Source organism: Leptothoe spongobia TAU-MAC 1115 (genome assembly GCF_018739885.1).
Classification (GTDB): Bacteria; Cyanobacteriota; Cyanobacteriia; order Phormidesmidales; family Phormidesmidaceae; genus Leptothoe; species Leptothoe spongobia.
Window position 1 is genome coordinate 21,657 of record NZ_JADOES010000007.1, and the last position, 22,199, is coordinate 43,855.

A 22,199-nucleotide genomic window follows, 5' to 3' on the forward strand; every position below is an offset into this window, starting at 1 on the left:
ACTCCTCTAAACTCTTACCTGACTAGCCTTTGACCTTAGATTCAAGCCAGAATGAGGCTTTAGGGAGGAGGCTGTTTCAAGTTATGAAGAACACCTGTCCCCTACTAGGACTTGATCATTTGGAATTTTATGTAGGCAATGCTAAACAGGCTGCCTATTTCTATGAGCAACAGTTCGGTTTTACCCCCATTGCGTTTCGAGGATTAGAAACGGGCGATCGCAAAGCCGCATCCTATCTATTGCAGCAGGGCCATATTCAATTTGTACTGAGTAGTGGCCTGAATAGCGAAAACTCTATCACTGAGACAGTGGCTCGCCATGGCGACAGCGTCGCCGTCATTGCCTTTACCGTGGCCGATGTCCATCAAGTTTATAAAACATTGTTACAACATGGAGCAACCGCTGCAATTCCACCAACGACCATTGAAACGGAAGCTGGTCAATGGCGGTTTGCAGCCATCCAAGGCTATGGCGATGTGCTCTTTAAGTTTGTTGAACGTCACCATTACCAGGGCATTTTTGCCCCTGGCTTTGTGCCATCTCCCATCACTGTTCCGGCGCGGAACGAAACCGGTCTATTTGAAATTGACCATGTGGTGGGCAATGTTGAAACTGGAGCCATGGACCGATGGGTTAACTTTTTTATCAGAGCCCTGGGCTGCCAACTGCTGGCTCACTTTGATGATAAGACGATTGCCACTAAGTATTCAGCCCTGATGTCTAAGGTGGTCCAAGACCCAACCGGTAGGATTAAACTACCGATCAATGAGCCTGCCCACGGTCAGCGACAGTCACAAATTGAAGAATATTTACAGTTTAATGACGGGCCTGGGGTCCAACACATTGCCCTGGCTACCCGAGATATTATCCACACGGTGCGACAGCTTAAATCAGCGGGTGTGGCCTTTCTCAAAACCCCGATGACCTACTACGACACTTTAGAAAAGCGGGTGGGGGCCATTGATCAATCCATTGATGAACTGGCTGAATTGGGCATTTTGGTGGACCGCGATGCTACCGGCTATCTACTACAAATTTTCACCCAACCGGTGGAAGACCGTCCCACTCTATTTTTTGAAGTAATTGAGCGGCACGGAGCCACCAGCTTTGGTGAAGGCAATTTTAAGGCCCTGTTTAAAGCGATTGAGCGAGAACAGGCCCGCCGTGGCAATCTTGAGCCGGTTGGGAGGGTGGCATGACCTACTACACTCATTTGGGCCAGATTCCCCCCAAGCGTCATACCCAATTTCGACAGCCGAATGGCACACTCTACCATGAAGAACTGATTGGTAACCAGGGATTTTCAGGTAGTCATTCGCTGCTATACCATCTGCGTCCGCCCACAGAACTGGAACAGGTTACCGTCATCGGGTCTACCCAACTGGCCCATGAAGACGCTGGCGCATTGCGTCCACGACATTTTAGAACTGCTGAGAGGGGCACTGGAGAAGATGCGAATTACCAAGTCAGCGCTGATGCGATCGCATCCCGCATTCCCCTACTCACCAATACCGATCTCACCCTTGCCATTGCCCAGCCCAACGAACCCATGACCTACTGGTATCGCTTTGCCCATGGGGATGAACTCCTATTTATTCATCAAGGCAGGGGACAGCTAGAAACCCAGCTAGGGGAACTGCACTATGGTCCAGGGGACTATCTAATTATCCCAGCGGGTGTCCTTTGGCGACTGATACCAGACGTTGATGTAGCACAAACCCATTTGATCCTAGAAGTAACCGGACATCTCCACCCACCGTCCCAGTATCTGAGTCCCCAGGGTAAATTTCTAGAACAGGCCCCCTACTGCGAGCGTGATATTCGCCCACCGGAGAGACTGTTGACCCACGACGAAGTCGGCATATTTGAGGTGCGAGTCAAAGCAAGAGGCCGTCTCACCCAATACCTTTACAGCCATCATCCCTTAGACATCGTGGGATGGGATGGCAATTTATGGCCCTACGCCTTTAATATCGAAGACTTTGAACCCATCACTGGACGGATTCACCAACCCCCATCGGTACACCAAACCTTTGCAGGACCTAATTTTGTTGTCTGCTCCTTCGTGCCCCGTTTGTTTGACTATCATCCCCAGGGGATTCCCGCTCCCTATAATCATGCCAACGTTGACTCCGACGAAGTAATTTACTACGTCGAGGGACAGTTTATGTCTCGCAAAGGTATTGAACCTGGCTCCATTACCTTTCACCCCAGCGGGCTGCCCCACGGCCCCCACCCCGGCACCTATGCCGCCTCTATTGGTCAATCCCACACCGAAGAGTTAGCGGTCATGATTGACACCTTTCGACCGCTGCAGGTAACAACCCAGGCCAGGGCCATGGAAGATGTTGATTATGTCCATAGCTGGCGACCCTCGCAGCATAAAGAGCCCATGTCTCAATGATATTTTGCAATTCTCCTGGAGTTCCAGACCATGACCTACACCCCTCTCCCCCCTCCCAAACCCCTAAAAATTTCATCCCGTATCCAAACTCGTCTCTATCGTGGTGAGCTAGCTTCCCAACAGGTTGAAACATTTCAAGACTTTTTAAACGAGGTTGAACAGCAATTTTTGCATCATCGGATTATTTTGCACAATGCCTATACCCATTGGTTTAGCAAGGGATTGGCCACCGACAAAGAATTACGCCACTTTGTCCAACAGTTTTCAGTGTTCTCCAATCAGTTTTTGGTGGCGGCTCTAAATAAGGTGATTAATGCCCCAACATTAGAGCAATCACGAGCTAGTCGTGAGATTCTACTCAATGAGCTAGGGGTCATTTATCGTAACCCTCAGGTCACCCAAGCACAGCTTCCCAGCCTTAGCGAAGAGGATAAAGATCGGCAGGGTGACCCAGCCTTAGTCAGCACCGAAGGCACCGTTGACGGCGGCATTTGCCGGTTTCGTGCCGCTCACTTTGAGTGGCTACTCGGTGTCGCTAAGGGGTTGGGTCTCTCCTATGAAGACCTGGGTCAGTGTAAACACGGTAGTTCCACCACAATCCACTTCTGCAATGAACTCATTCGCCTCTATGGTAGCGACAACCCCAACCTTGCGGAAGGAGCTAGCTTTGCCGTTGAAAACTGGGCGGCGGCAGGATTCTGGCAAGAGCTAGAAGACGGCCTCCTAAAAATCAAACAGAGTCGTCATCCTCAGCTAAAACTAGCCTTTTTCACCTGGCATAACCGAGTAGAAGCCCAGCACGCCGGACATACCCTCGAAGAACTGGAATCAGTGTACTTCCATCCTGAATTTAACCGCGACCAGTTTCTCCAAGGTGGCCAGGAGATTCTAGAAGCCATTGCTGTGTTTTGGGATGGGTTAGAAGAGGATCGGCTCCCGAGAGGGGAGTTATGAGGCTTCCTGTTATGACACCTGCTTCACTTACCAATAATCTGTCTACCAATCCATCCGCCTGGTATCCTACTTCTGACCAGATCCAGAGTACCAACATCACCGCCCTACAACAGCAGCTGGGTCTAGATAGCTACGAGCAGCTCTACCAATGGTCCATCGACCATCGCGATCAGTTCTGGCACCAGATGATTCAGCGGCTGGGTATTCAGTTTCAACAGCCTTACTCCACTGTTTTGGACCTCAGCAATGGTATAGAACAGCCCCACTGGTTAGTGAATGCTCGATTTAACATCGTGGAGAGCTGTTTTTTGGCACCGCAGACAGAGACGGCGGTGATTTTTCAGCAGCCGGGTGGCCCCCTGCAGCGATGGACCTACGGTGAACTGGAGAGGCTTACAAATCGGGTAGCCAATGGACTGGTAACAGCGGGGTATGGCGTGGGGGATGAGATCGCAGTCATCATGCCCATGACCGTACAAGCCGTCGTTATCTACCTCGCCATTATCAAAATGGGGGGTGTCGTTGTATCCATTGCCGATAGCTTTGCTCCAGTAGAAATTGCCACTCGGCTCCATCTAAGTCGGACTAAGGCCGTTTTTACTCAAGTCAGCCTGAGGCGACGGGGCAAGGACTTGCCGCTTTACAGCAAATTAGTCACCGCTGTCGCCCCCCGTGCTGTGGTGATACCGACAGAAATTCCCTACGCTTTACGACCTGGAGATCTAACCTGGGATGACTTTCTCAGTGACGACGACCAGTTCACGGCTATCCCCTGTGACGCCAAGGCACCGCTCAACATCCTTTTCTCCTCTGGCACCACAGGCACACCGAAGGCTATTCCCTGGACCCACACCACCCCGATCAAATGTGCCACCGATGGCCACCTACACCACGATATTCACCCAGAAGATGTCATTGCCTGGCCCACCAGCCTGGGCTGGATGATGGGTCCCTGGCTGATCTATGCCGCTATGATCAATCAGGCAACCATAGCCCTGTATGACGACGCACCTCTGGATCGAGGGTTTGGTACCTTTGTCCAAGCGGCCGGGGTAACCCTCCTGGGCGTCGTCCCCAGTCTAGTCAGTGCCTGGCGACGCAGCGGCTGCATGACCGGTATAGACTGGCATCAGATCAAGGCCTTTAGCTCCACAGGAGAATGCTCTAATCCAGGTGATATGGCATTTCTGATGGCTTTGGGCGGTCACAAACCAGTGATTGAATATTGTGGCGGCACTGAGATCGGCGGTGGTTATATCACCGGCACCCTGGTGCAGCCAGCTTACCCATCGACATTTTCCACTCCGGCCCTTGGGCTAGCGGTGGTTATCCTTGATGACCAGGGGCATGCCAGTGATCGGGGGGAGGCCTTTATCATTCCTCCGTCCATGGGCCTATCGACCACGTTACTCAATCGCGATCACCATCAGGTTTACTTTGCAGATACCCCTGCCTACCCGCGCCCCTTGCGCCGCCATGGTGACCGTTTAGTGCAACTGGCTAATGGCTATTATCAAATCCAGGGACGGGTTGACGACACCATGAACCTGGGCGGGATTAAAATCAGCGCCGTCGAGATTGAGCGTGTGCTACAAGCACTGCCTAATGTGCAGGAAGTTGCTGCCATCTCAAGCGCGTCGAGTGGTCCCAGCGAGCTCGTGATCTATGCCGTCCTCACCCCATCGGGGCAATCTACCCAACAAGACTTACAAAACTGTTTCCAGCAAGCCATTCGACAGTGCTTAAACCCTCTTTTCCAAATTAAAGATGTTGTCATTGTCGAGACACTGCCCCGGACAGCGTCTCAAAAGATTTTACGACGAGACCTGCGAGCACATTATCAGGGCCAGGAATCTATGACACAGGAATAATCCGAAATCCTGACTGATAGCATCCGGTATCGAAGGGCATCCACAAGGGAGTGCCCCTACAGGATTGTCCATTATAGGCAATCTGTTACCATAACAATAACAACTGTAAAGTACTGTTGCGAAAACAGGGAAATTGTGTTTGCTATAATGAATATAAGAAAACGCAAGCTTGATAAGTGTAGTTTATCAACATAACCTCAAAACACTGTTCAAGTCTGCTTTTCCTCAGAGATAGAGCGTCTAGAAAATAAATTTAAAAGACAAAAGACGGGTCTACCTCTGATCACGCTACTTGTCCCGATAGCAAGTACTCATTTCGCTTGAAGGTCGATCGTTTTGGGTATGTCACCTTGAAAATTGGATAGCTATTGAGGCAGTACTATTCACACTTGTCGTAGAGTACTAACAACTGTTGGACATAATCTGGTCGATTCAGCATTCAACAAGTTAACTCCGCTAGTTTAGAGAGTTTATCTTTGGGACATTCCTGTAAAGGACTCTACACTACACCATGTGAATCAGTCATTAATAGCTGGTAAACGTGGGCTTTTGCAGAGCCCAAGGAGGATCTTATGAATACACCTGGCACATTATCATTAGAGCAGGAATTTCAACTCAAAATCTTGAGAGAACAAGTTGAAAACCTCTCACCCAATCAAGCTCAAGAGTTTTTGCTTGAAGCCATGCGTCAGCTCATGCTGAAAGATAATTGGATCAAGCATACGTTCAAAGAGTGTTGTTTGCAACTATAGACTCATGCTCAAAATCCATACTCAAAAGAGTGTGAACGGGCTGATCGAGATCTCTCAATCAGCCCTTAAATTAAGGAGGTTATCATGATTAGACAAATGGCTTGGCTACCCCAAGATGAGGGTAAGGAAAAGATTCTACATCTACGCATTGAGAGAGGCACACCCTGGCGTCCTTACACAATGTTCCCTCAGTTTACAATCCCTGACCATATGGCCATCGGCTCACGGGGCTTCTCTACGTTTCAAAAACTGTTGCGTGAGGGCTGGGAAATTATTGCTACTGAAAATGCCAATCAGCTATCGCTATTGAATGATTCTGAAGCTGCCTAGAGTGTCCTTGATAGAATTTCCGGGAAGCGGGCGTGTGATGCTTATAATGCGCAGACTCGGTTTGTCAATCTTGAAATGAATCTAAAGCCGTTGCGAGGCAAGTATCGGCCCAATGCTGTCAGGCAGGCAGACGTGCTGAATGATGAATTGATTTTGGATCGGTACCTTCGGTGTTTGGAGTTACCGTTCAAAATCTATGACTTGTGTTGTGCCCATGCAGGACGGATGGCGATTAAGGGAACTGCCCCGGCTATTGCCGCTAGATCTCAAGGTCATAGTCTGGGTAGTACAATTTTGTAAAGGTTAAAGAAAACTAACCTGAAACTAAGAATCCCATACTGTAAGGACTTTGGTACTGTCTGATTATTCTCTAGTCTTTAAGAAATAAAACTACCCGTGATTGTTTCGTGACAGGTTATGAATGGATGATTCTTCAGTTGATGTAGCCTATGCCCCTTGCTGTAATTTTGACAACCTTACCGGTTGCTGGCGTTTAGACAAATAATCTCATCAAGAGCGAGACAGATCACTCCACAAGCGACTCTGAGAAAGTACCACCAACCTCAGATGCTATGAATAGTGTTGCTGAGCTTAATTATTTCGCAAACGTGCCTACGGGTTATTATACGGCCTGACTGATAGCACCCGATATCGAAGGTCTCCCACAAAGGGATGCCTCTACAGAATTATCCATTTTGAATCGGGGTTGAGGAATTCGGATTTGGTATTAGGCAATGGGCGATATGTATTGTTTGACCTCATGGATATGGATAGCGTGATCACGAGTCGTAAGCTCCCTAGCTTTGCGGAAGCGTCTCTGTTGCCTGCGTTTCGTCGTCAATGGTCAAGCCTGTACAAAACCCTTGAGCGCCTTGAGTCGTCTGCTGACAAACTGATGCATTTGCAATAGACTACTACTTGCTTAAGGAGCATCGGCTAGTGTTGGCAGGTGACCATACGGCCTGGTCACGGCTCTGGTCACCAACATTAAAAGGGCATACCCATGCGCAGCCAAAGTGAGCTCCAGGCACAAATCTCGTTTTGACGAAATTCTATAGAAAAGCAAAGAAGCAGTGGGTTTCTTTGGCATTTCAGGTTGAAATAGCCAGAATGGTGGAATCAAGCTGATTTGAAATGAAGCCCATGCCCCATGCATTGATATTGACAGCCATCCCTGTTGAGTACTTGGAAGTACGTCAGCATTTAAAATCATTGCGAAAACAAAAACATCCTATTACAGGGAAAAATTACGAGCGGGGAAAATTTATTGCGGATAATCGCTCAATATGGAATGTCAATGTTGAAATCTATAGGCATTTAAAGTCGCTACGGAAAGACAATCTTCATACAGAGAAAGCTTATGGGGAAGTAAGAAAATTTATTTCTAACATTCAAACAATATACAACGTAGTTATTTCCGAACTGAAGAAGCTTCTTCTCGGTAAGCGGACAAGATGGGATGTGACCATTACTGAAATTGGCCTGAGTAATTCAAACGCAGCTGACGTCACAACACAGGCAATTAATTACTGCAATCCAGATATTATCTTTTTTGTAGGTATTGCTGGGGGTATAAAAGATGTCAAAATTGGCGATGTAGTAATTGCCGATAAAGTTTACTACTACGAAATGGGAAAAGATAATAAAAAATTTTCACCTCGCCCAGATATACGGCGATGTTCAAATGTGCTTATTGACCAGGCTAAATCAATTATAGGAAGTGAATGGTCCCAACGCATAATTAACGAATCAATGGCCATTATTAATCCCAGAGCCATGGTAGGGGCAATTGCAGCAGGAGAGAGAGTTTTAGGGGCTAAAGATTCAGAAACTTATAAGTTGTTGAGAGAAACTTATGGAGATGCACTTTCAGTTGATATGGAGAGCTTTGGCTTTCTCCAATCGGTTGCTAATTATCCTAAAGTCAAAGCACTTGTAATTCGCGGTATATCAGATAAAATAGAAGACAAAAATGCTGACGATCCCATTGAAGGGAGTGAAAATGAACGCCAGAGACGAGCATCTTGTCATGCCAGTGCTTTCGCGTTTGAGATGCTAGCAAGCCTGGAAGTTTCAATACCTCTGCAGAAGCTACTAAGGCATGGCCTTCATGCAATGATGCTAATTATTTTGATGCGCTTAATAGGTATACTACAGCCTTTTGAGTTGATAGCCTATGACATCTTAATGAGTTCACGGCCAGATGAAAAAATGGATAATCGAATTGCAATTATCGAGATCACAGAGCAAAATTTCCAAGGGACTGAAATCTCAAATGAAAAGCTATTAGCTCTCTTAACCACACTTAAAGAAGACTATAAACCTGAGATAATTGGCCTAGACGTTTATGTGGATCGACCTGAAAAGTCAGGCAATAAAGAATTAATCGAACATTTAAGAGATGCAAATAACAATATAATTTCCACATGTGTCATTGTTTCCCAAAAACCAGAAAGTACTCCAGGTGGAATTCCACCTGCTACCGTTCCAGCACAGCAATTAGGCTTTACAAACGTTCCATCTGAGGACGTTTTGGGTTTCAACTTACTTAGAGAACCTAGTTTCATTCGACGTTATCAATTAACTCCTCCTACACCAACCAAGGATGAGCAAGAAAGATTACCTAGTTGTGATGCAAATTTTTCGCTAGGTTTCTCACTAGCAACAAAATATCTAGAGTCCAAAAATTTTACACCTGCTCAAACTGTTTATAATTCAGAAATATACATGGAAAATGAGGAAGGTTATATTGAATATGAGCCTAAAAATATCGTTATAGAAGAACTTGAAGCTTGGGGAGGATATCGATGGCGAGATGTAGAAGGCTACCAAGTTTTACTTAATTATCGGTCCAATAAACATGGAAATAGTTTTCTGCGAGTAGGCATTGATGAAGTTATAGCTGAAAAAGTGCACAAAGATGTCTTGGCTAACAAGATTGTACTAATTGGTTACACTTCGGATATTCCAGGTCAATACCCTGATCATTACTATACTCCTCAAAGCTTACGATTCCCTCCTGGACAGCGTATGCCAGGGGTTCTTATTCATGCTCATCTAGTAAGTCAAATTCTCAGTTCTGTTATAGATGATCGCATTCAGATTAAGGTGTGGTCCTTTTACCATGATCTTCTTTGGATTGGAGTTTTGTCCTTTATAAGCATCGGAAGCATTTGGTTACGTCCACTGATGAAGCTATGGTTATTTGCAGTTATCAAAACAATATTAATAATCTCGATGTGCTGGTTTTTATTATCCAAACTTGGATTGTGGGTGCCTCTTGTTCCACCCACGTTAGTAGCATATAGAATCACATGGAAAGCACATAAACTAAGAGTGATTGAAAATAAATGGCTAACTCAATAAATATTTGATGAAATACCTTACACAGTATAAAGTCAGTATGTTAATCTTCCATACTTTGATTTTTGAAAAAGGCAGAAAGGAAATTATCATTATATTTTGAACTTATTTTTTATATTATTTTTTATATGGCATTTCTTTATCTGGTGAGATGTGTACTTAAAGCCAAAAAATTAGTCAGTCAATACTCCTGGTTCACTTCATTTGAGTAGGTCTCACTATAGGCTTGCTTAAATCGTAGTTAATATTCATAAGTAGTTTCGATCAAATTTCAGTTTTCAGACTTTTTGAATGTCAACAGAATACTAACAATGAGGAGAATATATACAGAATGATGTCGCGAATTATAATGATATTTACTTTAGTAATCATCCTATCGCTTAGTGACTTCACTAAGCATGATCTTTCTGCAATAGCCCAACCTTATTTCTCAGCAAAATCAAATGTGCAGACTAACCTTACTAAGATATTGACCTCTAAGCCAATATTTTTCATTGCTGAGGAACAAGGATTTGGAAAACAAGCTCAAAATCAACAACAAGCTAATCCTCCAAGGCGCGAAAGACGTAACCGTTCATTCTGGGCTCGACTACAAGATTTAGGAAGACGAGGTTCCTGCGGTGACTTGAATCCACCTCTGATCGCCCTTATGCCATCTTCTATAAATGATCAGGCCTTGGAATGGAATTTATTAGGAGAACTCCAAGATGCTCTAGCGTTTACTGTAAACTCATATCCAACTTTCTGGTTTTATATACCTGAGCTTTTACAAAAGGTCGAAGTCGCTGAGTTTATGATGCAAGATGAAAATGGTAAGGATATATTTGAACAACCAATTTATGTTCGACTTGAGACATCTGGCATTGTTGGCCTTGAACTTCCGAACCAAGAAAGGCCTTTAGTCCCTAACACACCATATCACTGGTATTTCTCTCCAATATGTGATTCTGAAAGGCCTGCCAGAAATCCCAGCATTGATGGATGGGTTGAACGGATTTCAACCAATACAACCGTTGAACTACAAGCACAACAAGACAATGTAGAAATGACGATAGAAGAGCTCTATAGCGTCAATGCCTGGTACGATGCTTTAGCACTCCTGCTAAATCTCCGTTGTGATGATCCAAAAAACTCTGCTCTAGGGACATACTGGCCCAGCATGCTTGAAGCTTTGAATTTGCCAAAAGCAACCTTGTCTGAAACAGACTTTTGCCCCCAGCAAAGGCAATTACAAGTTATTTACAACGGCCAATCGGCTGATACATTTTAAAGCTAGTGTTAGTCAAAATGCAAGAAGACTCTTCAACTTTGAAGCTTCTGGCCGAGACTTTAGAAATAAAAGGAGCAATGATCAAGCTTATTTTAATTTCTCAGATCTTCTCTAACGCCAGTCCCCTACCAGAAGATAAGGTGCCCAACTAGACAGGTTATGACCATTCTTTAAGAGGTTAATTTGAGCATTCTGTAAAGCTTGAGCTTTTGAGATATCTCGATCAACCAGCTGTTCATAGAAGGTTCTCATCAAAATAGATGTAGAGGAATCGTTAATACTCCAGAGAGTTGCCAAGGTACTTCTAGCACCTGATTGGATAGAAATACCTGCAATGCCCAATACTTCGCGATTGTCTCCAGTAGCAGTTTCACAAGCGCTTAACACTAATAGTTCTATGGGATTTAGGTCTCGACTGCGAAACAGCTCATTCAGCTCATTCAAGTTGATTTTGCCATCAACATCAACTTTAGCTTTATCTTGATCTTTTACCTTATCCTGAGATTCTTGACTTGGTGGTGTCGCAACGATAAACGTGTTTTCTCGCCCTGTTCCAAACTCACCATGGGTGGCTAAGTGCACCACATTGTGATTTGTAGAAGCTAAAGCTTTTTCAAGGCTTTCTTGGGTGAAGTTTTTATTTTTGATTTCATCCATATTGGGTACTGTTGCTCGAATGAAATCTAATTCCCTCTGTACAAAAGGTAAGGGGCCGAAACCCTTTAGTTTGGGATCTTCTGAAAGCCCTGCGGCTAATATGCTGAAGGTTTTATCAGGTTCTGATTGTGGTAATTGTAGGTCACCGAAGGTTACTGCGATCGCATATTTCTCAATCAAAAACTGCTCCTTTTCTTGATCATATAGAGCAGCCATGGGCACATTACGGAATGCCCCATCCAATATAAACACTAATGTTTCCATTGATTCTAGTTCTTCCCCAGCAGGACGAATCAACCAGTCATAAATCTCTGATGCTAATGGCTTACCTCGTTTGCTAGAGAAATAGGGACGTTCAAGTTCCTTACGAAATTGCTCTAGTTTTTCCTCGGTAGCAGAGAAGTTAGCATTAGTGCTAATCCCACTGGGGGGCTCTATCAGAATACTTTTTGAGATATATCTTTCTATCGGTTTGTCTGGTAGTTGTAGCAATACCTCTAATCGATCAGCTCCAGGATTATCTTCATCTGGCAAAATGATCGGATAAATGATGGCTGTTTTTGTATCTTGTTTGGCAATGTCTTGAATAGATGCTCTTTGAATGTCATCATTAGGTTCGATCAGTCCACAGGCCAAAAAACTTTCTAATTCGGCTACTCTTAAGTCATCAATGACGGTCTGAGCTTGGATGAGTTGGGTTGGATCCCCTTGTAAGTCTACATCCTCTTTTTCCTGATTTTTGGGGAGTAGTACCCCAATGTATTGTCGATATAAGGGCTCAATATTATCCCGAAAATTAAACTGCTCATCTGGCCCCACATATAGCAAATCTTTCCTCACCGTCTGTGCGTTTCTAAACGCTGCATCATAGTGCCAAAGTACACTTTCTCGATTTCGTTGCAGATTTTTATCCAGACGTCCCAGTTGCCACTCCCATTGATAAACCAAGCTAGGTTGATTATGGGCTTTGACCAGGGCCGCATCAGTGAATCGCCAAGCATCTTCATCACGTTTTGTCGTTTCGTAAAGATTTCCCAGGTAACCTAACGCGTAAGACTCGGCGATTTCGTCGTTGAGTGCTTGAGCTTTTTCTCTAGTATCAGCTAATAGTTCATAGAGCCGACTCTTTGAAATGTGCAGTTTAGTAGGGCATTTTGCTGTGCAGGTATCAAGAAGGCGTACCAATTTCATACGGATAAATAGTGACGGACGGCCTTTTGGTAAAGCATTTAGTTCTTCTAGTAAAGATTCTGGCTTCTTTTGTAACAACTTTTGCAGAAGTTCTTCTACTTCCTGCCACTTTTGATGGTGAATGGCCATATCAAGATGATTAAGTTGTGCTTGAAACTTTATTAATAAGGGAGGAGTAAGCACCTCTCTCTCATCATCTTTTTCAGAGTTATATAGTTCCTTATAGGCAGTGGATGCATCACCATATAGTTCCCCCGCATAATCCCAATCAGATGTTTGATTAGTTCGACTCGCAATAGCTCTCTTTTGTTGAGCCATAGCCTGTAACGTATTACCTAAGCTCAGCTGGGTTGCCGCTACCTCTGTTGGTAGATTTAACTTCTCAGCTAGCTCTAGACTTTTGTCTAGTGAAGTTTTAGAATCCACCAGATTTCCCATCAGACGCTCGGTTTCTCCTAAGTGACGCATAAGGATAACCTTGAGGGAAGATTCGGTTTGTTTCGCTAAAAGCTCACTAGCTTCTGACAGATGGTCGCTTGATTGTCGGAAAAAGCCTAAACTTCGTAGGGCAAGGCTTTGGTTGATTAAGCTTTTGACTCTGCCCTCGGGATAGTTAGCCTGTGTATAAACTTTGGTTGCTTCTTTCCATTTCTCCCGAGCTTCATCAGTTTGACCTTGAGCTAAATATAAATGCCCCTGAGTGTTAAGGGTTTGACCGTAAATTCTTAACCCTTGCTTAGAAAGCGATTTCGTTGGCTCAAGTAATTTATGGCTTGCGTTAATAGCAGCCTCGGCTTCTGGCCATTGGCCTAATTGACGATAGGCTAATGACAGGTTACTCAAGACTGTTGCTTGACTAAGGGTATTACCCTGGCGTTCAAATAACTGTTGAGCCTGTAACCAAGTAGTAGCGGCTTCAGCAAATCGTCCTGCAGTGTAGTATTTTCGCCCCTCTTGTAGCAGTTGCTGGCCATTGTTAGATTGGGCAAGAACCTGACTTTCTAAGAGTTGATCAGAGTGAGAGCTAACCGATGAAGTGATTGCTATTGCTGGATTCAGAAACTTGATCGGACTCCAACCATGCATGCCTAAAAATACTGTTAGAAGCGTAGTAGTTAGTGCTAGTCCTAACGGACGAAGCCATTGGCGAAATCGTATGAAGGGACTGATTTTCATGGTTAGCTACCGTCGCAATTGATCAAACTTATGAGGGCTGATGTAGAGATGCACAGGATAGGGAAGGTTGCCAACTGCTTTCAGCAATTAGAAATACTTCCCCTAATTCTGTCATAATTGCGTCTTGAGCGTCAGCTAACGTATCAAATTGTGGCTTTTCCGGGAGTAGACTTTCTGGTAATGGGGTAGATGATTCAGGTTGAGTAATAGTGGGTCCCAAGTCATCAAGGGGAGCATCATAACCTGGGATACCGGTTGGACCGATGGGCTGTCCCCCACGTCCGGTAATCTCGAAGTTACCTGCTGTTGAGCTATCTGCAGTAGCATTACCTCCAATATTGCAGCCTTGAGCAATCTGATCACTAGGATCGTTCAAATTACTGGGGAGTTCAGTAAGGCCCTGACTAGGGTCAAGATTTAAGTTATTGAGAATGACTTCTCCAGGATCACCAAATTGGGAGCTAGCACTGAGATCATTAGTGGGTCGGGCTCGCAGCTCAGCTGTAGTGAGTCCTTCTGGATCACTAAAGTTTAAAATACTTAGAGCAGTGACCTCAATGCGTCCACCATTACCACTGACTGCATTAGCAATGATGTCATTGTTTTCAAGCAAAGGGGCTACTAGAAAATCGGTTGAGATCGTAATGTTGCCTCCATCACCAGCATTTGGGGTTGTATTGGTGGATTCTGCATTAATGAAACTCCCGCGACGCATGACAATGGCTCCATCCACCAAAAAGTTGATATTGCCTCCTCCTTCCTCTGAAGCCGTTTGAGCAGAGAGTTCAACCGCATCTTTTAAGATGACTATGTCAGCAGCAACATCAAGGTCACCTGCCGGACCAGTTGTAGCACCTGTACTTTCAACGGTTAGATCACCTGCCCCTTGAACGGTAAGAGTATCTGGCACCGTAAGTATCAAATTGCCCCCTGCAGCTCCACTAGATGTCTTGGCTTCAATCAAGCCGTTACTCGATAAGGTGATACGTAAGTCTGAGCTGTTATTAGATTGCAAACGGACATCCCCTGCTGTGCCTTCATTGGAGGTAGATGCACTGATCTGACCATCATTGCTCACTGAGAGAGTATCGGTAGCAATGTTAATCCCGCTACTATTACCCAAGCCGCCTTCTTCTTCTTCACTCATCGGCTTATTCACCTGGCTAGCAATGGAAGAAGCCTCTCCATCAACCATAATATCACTGGCAATAATGCTTAAGAGACCTGAATCCCCTGTACCTCCAGTAGAAGTATCTACTTTGCCACCGTTTTCAGCGATTAGGTTCCGGGTGGTGATAGTCAAATTCCCACTATTACCTATTGCCCCTTCCTCAGCTTGGCTCCCAATACGAGAGCTAATGCCCTCAAAGCGACCATTTGCATCAATGCGCTCAACACGGCCATTGACTCTTGTCTCACCAGTGGCGGTAATTTCGATGGAACCTGAATTTCCTTTCCCCCCGTTAGCAGTTGAAGTACTGACACTACCTAGATTCTGCACCAAAAGATTATTCGTGTTGATGATCATCCCGCCACTATCACCTATCGCCCCTGAACTCACTTCACTAACAATGGCAGAATCTTCACCATCAACAATTATGTTGCCAGTGGCAGTAATTGTTAACTGGCCTGAATCATTACTAGGTGTAATAGTGGTTTTATCACTAGCCGTTGAAGTACTGACCCGACCAATATTTTGTACGAAGAGATTTCCAGTGTTGATGACAAGGCCTTCACTGTTGCCATCTCCATCTATGTTTACTTGACTAGCAATAAAAGAACCATCACCATCAACTGTAATGGTATCAGTGACAGTGATCATAACGGGGCCTGCATTTCCAATACCTCCAGTAGAAGCATCGATCTTTCCACCCTCTGTAACTGACAAGTTATTAGCATTAGTAATAACAATACCTTCACTGCGACCTTCTGCCCTATCTTTTACTAGGCTCAAGATACCTGAACCATTACCGCTAACTGTTATATTGCCATCAGCAGTAATCTGCACCTGACCTGCATCGTTAGTAGGGGTAATAGCAGTCGCATCACTAGCAGTTGAAGCACTAATCTGTCCCTGATCAAGCACTAAAAGATCATTGGTTTGGAGAATAATACCTTCACTACGACCATCTCCATCTACATTCACCTGACTGGCAATAGAAGAACCCTCATTCTCAACCCTAATGTTGTCATTAGCAGTAATCATTATGGGACCTGCATTTCCAGCACCTCCAGTGGAAGAATCAATCTTTCCACCACCTGTAACAGTAAGGTTATTAGCATTAGCAATAACAATACCGCTGCTATTACCCTCTGCTCCGTTTTCTACTTGGCTTAAAATTCCTGAACCGTTCCCACTGACTAGTACATCATTAGTAGCTGCAATGGTTATCAAACCTGCATCTCCGATTCCTCCGTTAACAGTAGAGGCACTAATACTCCCTCCATCAATAACTGAAAGAGGATTGATATTGTTCTCAAGCCTAATGTTGCCAGTAGCAGTAACCACTATGGAACCTGCATTTCCGATACCTCCAATTGAGGCATCAATCTTGCCACCGTTTTCAACAGTAAGATTTTGGGTAGCAAGAGTGATGCCTCTGCTATTGCCCACAGCACCGTTTTGCACCTGGCTAAAAATGCCAGAGCCATTCCCACTTACTAGTACATCACCAGTAGCCATAACGGCTATCAAGCCTGCAGTTCCAGTACCGCCGCTAGTGGTAGAAGCACTAATACTACCACCCTCTACTAATTCAAGATTATTGGTGATGATAACAATTCCACCACTCTCACCATTTGCCCCCGGATTTACCTGACTAGTTATACCCAAGAGGGCCTCGACTCTTATATTCTCAGCAGTGATATTAATCTGACCTGAATCACTACTACCGCCTGTAGAGGTGTCGAATTTTCCAAAACCTGCAATGGTCAAGTCTTGGGTCTCTACAATAATGTCCCCACCCCCTTGTTGGGCTAAGCCATCATTCACTTGAATAATTGGGGCTTCGAGAGCTAAATCATTAGAACTGTTGGAATTTACCTCTCCATTTACTGAGATTGTTTCTGAAGCTTGTAGGGTTAAGTTGCCGTTACTCAGTAAACTTCCAATTGTTCCGCTAGTGAGGGTTTGATCGCCAGGGTCTTCTGAAATAGACCAAATCCCATCATCCTGAAGCCCTGAAGGAATGTTAACAGTAACTGGATCATCCACAATGGTTATATTGGTCGGATCCAGCAGCAACATTCCGGTTTCACCCAAGGGTGCCGTCGTGTCTACCGTGCCTTGGAAGGTCAAAAACTCAGCTCCACTAACTTCTACGAAGCCTCCATTACCTTCCGTAATGCCACCCTTTGCGGTAATCGAGCCATAAAATTGAGTATTCCCATCTGCCCAAACAATGACTTGACCACCATTACCACCTTCTAATGCATCAGCGGTAATAATTACATCTAGACCAACAAACGTTTGCTCTGCAGTGGGCACCATTCCCTGGCCTTGATAGTCGCCACCCAGCAAAACTGAGCCACCTCCAGCAATGCTAGCAACATCTACCGTAGCCTGGTCAATTAAACCGACTGAGTTACCAAGAACCTGTATTTCGCCGCCCACAGCAGTAAGATGACCACTACTAAGAACAGTATCGCCAAATAGTGTAAGCGTTTGGCCTGGTCCTACAGCCAAATTGCCTTGATTGGTGATATCTTCCTGAGGGACATCGCTGAACTGTACCCCCAATGGCACACTCATCGTTAAAAGTGATGCTCCTTGAGGATTGTCAGCACTAAATAAGCTTCCGTCAGTGAATTCAAGCGCGCCTGCTGTACTAGCCGTAAACGCACCTTGAATATCAAGCTCAGCATTGGGACCAAAGGTAATGCCATTTGGGTTTAGCAGAAATAAATTAGCCGTACCATCCACACCCAGTAAGCCGTCAATATCAGAGCTATTGAGTCCGGTAATTCGACTCAGAATCGTTTCAATGTTTTCAGGGTTGGAAAAATAGACCTGTTGCCCATTGCCGATATTAAAATCTTGAAAGCTGTGGAATAAATTTGCTCCTCGAATTGCTCCGCCATCAACACGGTCAATGTTGTTGTCATTAATAACAATGGAGCTTTCATTTCCTAACGTGTCATCGGGAATAATTTGTGCGATCAGAACTCCGTCGTCAGGTGATAATGCATGAACTGCCGTTGTCCCATAACTGATGACAAACACTAAACCAAATTGCAGCCAGCGAGCATATTGGGAGTAAGCCATAGGACACGAAGGTAGATTATACTCATACTACACAATCGCTGCAGTAGCATAACTCTTACGCAATCTTTTGTATAGGTAATTGCACTTAACCTTTGTTGACGTCCAGAAATGGCATATTTCCAGAAAGGAAGCTAATGGGTTCAAATCGGACTTGGTCTATGAAGGTGGATGTAAGGCTGCACATGATACGGAAGACCGCCAGGCAGTGTCTGCAACTAGAAAGACCTCTCCTGATTCGGTTACAATCGCTTCTTGGGCATCAGTTAATTGGGACCGATTTGGAGCAGTAGGGATTGAACTTTCTGTATCTGGCTTCTTCGATGACTCAGGCTGAATTATGTCTGGCCCCAGATCATCAAGCGGTGCATCTTCGCTAGCAATATCAGTTGGTTCTAGACGCTGTCCCCCACGCCCGGTGATGATAAAGTCACCAGGTGGACCATCATTACTAGTAAAGTCCTCAGCACGGCAGCCTTGAGTAATGCGGTTAGCTGGGTCTACAAGATCGGTTGGCAGTTCAGTAAGTTCCGGGGCAGGATCAGCATCCAATCTCACCGTTCCATCGATACCAAAGTTAGAACTGGCGCTAATATCGCTGATAAAGTTTCCTCTCAAAGTAGGACTGAACTGCTCGACTTCTCGAAACCCAACAATAAGATTGGCATTAATGTCAATGACACCACCTTGGCCAAACAAGCTATTAGCCAGGATGTCGTTGTCTTCTTCGGGAATCGTGAAGACAAAACTTGCATCGATATCAACATTACCACCTCCACCTGTAGTACTTGCATCTGCCAGAATCAGACTACCTCGTCGCATAAGGAGCAAATCCACATTCTGAATAAAGATGCTCCCTGCACCACCAGGACCATTGCTGCTGGTTATAAGCTCCGTGTTGTCTAACTTTACCACTTCTGCATCACGAATGCTGATGCTGCCTGCACGTCCACTTCCGCCTGTGTCTGTATTAAAGATAGTACTATTGAGGACAACATTGTCGTTAGCAACAAAGGTAACATTACCACCATTGCCAGTGCTATTTGCGCTGGTATTACTAAGGATTTGACTATTATTTAGTTGGATTGTACCAGAACTCAAGAATTGAATATCACCAGCATCTGTAGCTCGATTAGTATTACTCCGAATGTCTACATCAGTCAAATTTAAATTCCCAGCACTGGTAATAATCGTATTGCCGGACTGGCCAAAGTTACTAAGATCTAAAGGTATCCGATTGTTAGGATCGAAAGGATCCATAATGTCTACTTGACGGCTTGTGGTCAGATTTAGATTGCTGATCGTTAAATTCTTCCCTAAGCCTTGAATATCAATATTGCCTGATTCACCATCACTTGAGAGGGTAAATATCTCGATGCCAAAAATATTGCTCGCTTCTAAGTTTGCGAGTCCGCCTGCTCCTGTTGTACCTCCTCCTGGCGCAACAGAAAAAGCCAATATCGAAGTATCGTTGCCCATAATGAGACCATCTTCAGTCAGAAGAGTAATATCACCACCACTTCCTGCAGTGCCCGACAATGAAAACGAAAATAAGTCAAGATTTTTATTGATTGTGATATTGCCTGAATTCAAAGATTCGATAGAAATGCTACCTCCATCGCCAGCACTACGTGAACTTGAAAGCGAAGATGAGTTTAACCTTTCGTTGGTTGTAATATCGCCTGAGGTAGAGGAGAGAACAATGTCCCCACCATTGCCAGCATCACCCAAGTTGGAGTTTGAGAATGAGAACGAATTCAACCTTTCGTTGGTTGTAATATCGCCTGAGGTAGAGGAGAGAATAATGTTTCCTCCATCTCCAGCATCTCCAGAAGTTTGAAATGAGGCAGAAGATGAGTTTAATTCGCCATCACTAATGATATCACCTGACATGGAAGAGATAGTAATGTCCCCACCATTGCCAGTGACACCCGAGCTAGAGTACGAGGTTGCTCTTACATCCTGGGTGATTCTGATATCGCCTGACATGGAAGAGATAGAAATATTTCCGGCATTACTAGTAGCTCCTGTAACCGAGTCTGAATAAGAATCTAATCTTCCATCGATTGTAATATCTGATTTTGAAGAGATAGAAATATTCCCACCATTCCCAGTATTGCCATTACGTGCGAATGAGGAGGACGAAGTCAAAGAGTCACTATTATTGATTGTGATGTTGCCTAAGGTTGCCTCGATGGAAATATCTCCTCCATTACCAGCATTACCTATTTCAGAGGATGAGGGTGAGGCCACATTTCCATTGATTGTGATATCACCTGATATTGAGGAAATAGAAATATTACCCCCATTACTAGAATTTCCTGGGTCTTTCATTGAAGCTGATACTGAGTTTAAGTTTCTGGCACTAATATCCCCCAAGGCGGAGATAGAAATACTTCCTGCATTACCAGAATTTCCCGCATAAGAGTAGGAGAAGGTATTTACTTCATCATTAATTGAAATATCACCTGAACTTGAGGTGATCGAAATGCTTCCCCCATTACCAGAATCATCCACGGTTGAAACTGAGAGAGATTCTAACTTTCCATTGATTATAATATTGCCAGTTGCCGAGATAATAATCGACCCTGCATCGCCACCATTGTTATCAGAGGTATTGATACTGTCAATAATGATACTTCCCGGAGGTTGGTCAGCTACGGTACCTTCTTCAAACGTTGTTCCTCCGACTGTTTGTGGTAAATTAGGTGGGCTAACTAAATTTACCCCTGATCGCAGGATTGCAGTCCGATTGCTGGCCAATAAATCTTCATCAGAACCTGACCCATCCGCCACCAAGGTTGTATCTGGACCCGTGATAGAAATATCCCCACCTTGAATACTGCCTGTAGCTTCAACCTTTAAGGATGCACCAGTGTAATCTCCAAGTATCACATCTCCATCAGCAAAAATACTTGGGTCATGGAAGCTGACAAAATTTCCCGGTGTCCTTTCTAGTGTAAGCAACTGAAAGTTTCCCCCACTCTCAAAGTGGGCATCCCCTGAAATTGTCCCGCCACTGATGAGGGTCAAATCCCCTCTACTAATAAAGGGTGTGTGCTCTAAATGTTGTAATGTCCAAATATCAATACCTTGATTTCCCTGAATTGTTAGATCATTGCCTGATCTAGTGATAAAAGCATCTGTCGCTGTATCTCTAATTGTTACTGTATCTTGGGCCTGCAATGCTAGATTGCCTCCCGCCATTAATTGCCCTTCCAAATACAGCTGATTTCCAAATAGCGTCAGACCTTGTCCAGTTTCTAAAATTCCAGTGCTGGTAATATTCCCTTGGACTGAGTTACCGAATTGTACTCCCAGTGGAACACTCATCGTCAAAAACGATGTCCCTTGAGGATTGACAGCACTAAACACACTACCGTCGGTAAACTCAAGTGTGTCTGCTGTACTTGCTGTAAACGCACCACGAATATCAAGCTCAGCATTAGGACCAAAGCTAATACCGTTTGGGTTTAGCAGAAATAAATCGGCAGTGCCGTCAACACCTAGTAATCCATCAATGTTAGATACATTACTCCCGGTAACCCGACTGAGAATGGTTCCGATACCCTCAGGATTCACAAAGTAAACCTGCTGTCCGGTATTAACATTAAAGTCTTGAAAGCTATGGAATAGGTTAGCGCCTCTAATTGCTCCACCGTTAATGAAATCGCTATTACCGTTATCAATAACGATGGAACCTTCACTGCCTAGGGTATCATCTGGAATAATCTGTGCAATGAGTTCCTCTTCAGCAGGAAACAAGATTTCAGGAGAATTAGCAGGATACTTGTTAGGTATGTAAGACTGAAGTTGGATATCATTCGGTGAGGCAGCATAGACAACTGTTGTTATCTGATTTGCGAGTAAAAATAAACCAGACAGCAACCAGTATTTACCTTGGTGAGTATGAGGTATGACAACAGGGAATCGGATGGTAGATATCTTCATTTTCAGAAACTCCTAAGTT

The 22,199-nt window shown here is 44.6% G+C and carries 13 protein-coding genes; 10 read left to right on the forward strand and 3 right to left on the reverse strand.

All coding sequences use genetic code 11. From position 1 onward, the window contains the following. Positions 1–83: 83 nt before the first annotated feature. From hppD to IXB50_RS05305, 10 genes are all read left to right on the forward strand, one after another. Entirely contained in the window at positions 84–1,199 is a 1,116-nt protein-coding gene (gene hppD / locus IXB50_RS05260) for a 4-hydroxyphenylpyruvate dioxygenase (RefSeq protein ID WP_215607899.1), read from the forward strand. Next, complete coding sequence (locus IXB50_RS05265) at positions 1,196–2,404, forward strand: homogentisate 1,2-dioxygenase (RefSeq protein ID WP_215607900.1); 1,209 nt, start codon at positions 1,196–1,198, stop codon at positions 2,402–2,404. Before hppD ends, IXB50_RS05265 begins: the two co-directional genes overlap by 4 nt. Before the next feature lie 30 nt (positions 2,405–2,434). Continuing rightward, positions 2,435–3,358 carry a hypothetical protein gene (locus IXB50_RS05270; RefSeq protein ID WP_215607901.1) on the forward strand — a complete coding sequence of 308 codons (924 nt, stop codon included), beginning with the start codon at positions 2,435–2,437 and terminating at the stop codon, positions 3,356–3,358. Between the two features lie 11 nt (positions 3,359–3,369). Next, positions 3,370–5,229 carry an AMP-binding protein gene (locus IXB50_RS05275; protein ID WP_215607902.1) on the forward strand — a complete coding sequence of 620 codons (1,860 nt, stop codon included), beginning with the start codon at positions 3,370–3,372 and terminating at the stop codon, positions 5,227–5,229. A gap of 572 nt (positions 5,230–5,801) precedes the next feature. Beyond that, a complete protein-coding gene (locus IXB50_RS05280) occupies positions 5,802–5,981 on the forward strand; it encodes an NblA/ycf18 family protein (protein ID WP_215607903.1) in 180 nt (59 codons plus the stop codon). Positions 5,982–6,065: 84 nt separating this feature from the next. Further along, on the forward strand, positions 6,066–6,311 hold the full coding sequence (locus tag IXB50_RS05285; protein ID WP_215607904.1) for a hypothetical protein: 246 nt from the start codon (positions 6,066–6,068) through the stop codon (positions 6,309–6,311). 75 nt (positions 6,312–6,386) lie between these two features. Continuing rightward, positions 6,387–6,611 (forward strand): hypothetical protein, encoded by a 225-nt coding sequence (locus tag IXB50_RS05290; protein ID WP_215607905.1) that lies wholly within the window; start codon positions 6,387–6,389, stop codon positions 6,609–6,611. A gap of 421 nt (positions 6,612–7,032) precedes the next feature. Continuing rightward, positions 7,033–7,221 carry a hypothetical protein gene (locus IXB50_RS05295; RefSeq protein WP_246564112.1) on the forward strand — a complete coding sequence of 63 codons (189 nt, stop codon included), beginning with the start codon at positions 7,033–7,035 and terminating at the stop codon, positions 7,219–7,221. Between the two features lie 233 nt (positions 7,222–7,454). Next, positions 7,455–9,677, forward strand: a complete 2,223-nt coding sequence (locus tag IXB50_RS05300) for a CHASE2 domain-containing protein (RefSeq protein WP_215607906.1) — start codon at positions 7,455–7,457, stop codon at positions 9,675–9,677. A 328-nt stretch (positions 9,678–10,005) separates the two neighbouring features. Further along, a complete protein-coding gene (locus IXB50_RS05305) occupies positions 10,006–10,944 on the forward strand; it encodes a DUF928 domain-containing protein (protein WP_215607907.1) in 939 nt (312 codons plus the stop codon). A gap of 111 nt (positions 10,945–11,055) precedes the next feature. On the opposite strand, the gene IXB50_RS05310 is transcribed toward IXB50_RS05305, so the two are convergent. The 3 genes from IXB50_RS05310 to IXB50_RS05320 all read right to left on the reverse strand — a co-directional run bounded on the left by IXB50_RS05310 (position 11,056) and on the right by IXB50_RS05320 (position 22,180). Further along, positions 11,056–13,968 carry a CHAT domain-containing protein gene (locus tag IXB50_RS05310; protein WP_215607908.1) on the reverse strand — a complete coding sequence of 971 codons (2,913 nt, stop codon included), beginning with the start codon at positions 13,966–13,968 and terminating at the stop codon, positions 11,056–11,058. A gap of 28 nt (positions 13,969–13,996) precedes the next feature. Beyond that, entirely contained in the window at positions 13,997–18,232 is a 4,236-nt protein-coding gene (locus IXB50_RS05315) for a two-partner secretion domain-containing protein (RefSeq protein WP_215607909.1), read from the reverse strand. Positions 18,233–18,388: 156 nt separating this feature from the next. Beyond that, positions 18,389–22,180 carry a two-partner secretion domain-containing protein gene (locus IXB50_RS05320; RefSeq protein WP_215607910.1) on the reverse strand — a complete coding sequence of 1,264 codons (3,792 nt, stop codon included), beginning with the start codon at positions 22,178–22,180 and terminating at the stop codon, positions 18,389–18,391. Between the last annotated feature and the right edge of the window lie 19 nt (positions 22,181–22,199).

Excerpts from the sequence above, each read along its gene's own strand:
- IXB50_RS05310 (WP_215607908.1), bottom strand. The coding sequence starts at position 13,968 with ATGAAAATCAGTCCCTTCATACGATTTCGCCAATGGCTTCGTCCGTTA.
- IXB50_RS05315 (WP_215607909.1), bottom strand. The coding sequence starts at position 18,232 with ATGGCTTACTCCCAATATGCTCGCTGGCTGCAATTTGGTTTAGTGTTT.
- IXB50_RS05305 (WP_215607907.1), top strand. The coding sequence starts at position 10,006 with ATGATGTCGCGAATTATAATGATATTTACTTTAGTAATCATCCTATCG.
- IXB50_RS05290 (WP_215607905.1), top strand. The coding sequence starts at position 6,387 with ATGAATCTAAAGCCGTTGCGAGGCAAGTATCGGCCCAATGCTGTCAGG.
- IXB50_RS05270 (WP_215607901.1), top strand. The coding sequence starts at position 2,435 with ATGACCTACACCCCTCTCCCCCCTCCCAAACCCCTAAAAATTTCATCC.
- hppD (WP_215607899.1), top strand. The coding sequence starts at position 84 with ATGAAGAACACCTGTCCCCTACTAGGACTTGATCATTTGGAATTTTAT.
- IXB50_RS05275 (WP_215607902.1), top strand. The coding sequence starts at position 3,370 with ATGACACCTGCTTCACTTACCAATAATCTGTCTACCAATCCATCCGCC.
- IXB50_RS05300 (WP_215607906.1), top strand. The coding sequence starts at position 7,455 with ATGCCCCATGCATTGATATTGACAGCCATCCCTGTTGAGTACTTGGAA.
- IXB50_RS05265 (WP_215607900.1), top strand. The coding sequence starts at position 1,196 with ATGACCTACTACACTCATTTGGGCCAGATTCCCCCCAAGCGTCATACC.
- IXB50_RS05320 (WP_215607910.1), bottom strand. The coding sequence starts at position 22,180 with ATGAAGATATCTACCATCCGATTCCCTGTTGTCATACCTCATACTCAC.
- IXB50_RS05280 (WP_215607903.1), top strand. The coding sequence starts at position 5,802 with ATGAATACACCTGGCACATTATCATTAGAGCAGGAATTTCAACTCAAA.
- IXB50_RS05285 (WP_215607904.1), top strand. The coding sequence starts at position 6,066 with ATGATTAGACAAATGGCTTGGCTACCCCAAGATGAGGGTAAGGAAAAG.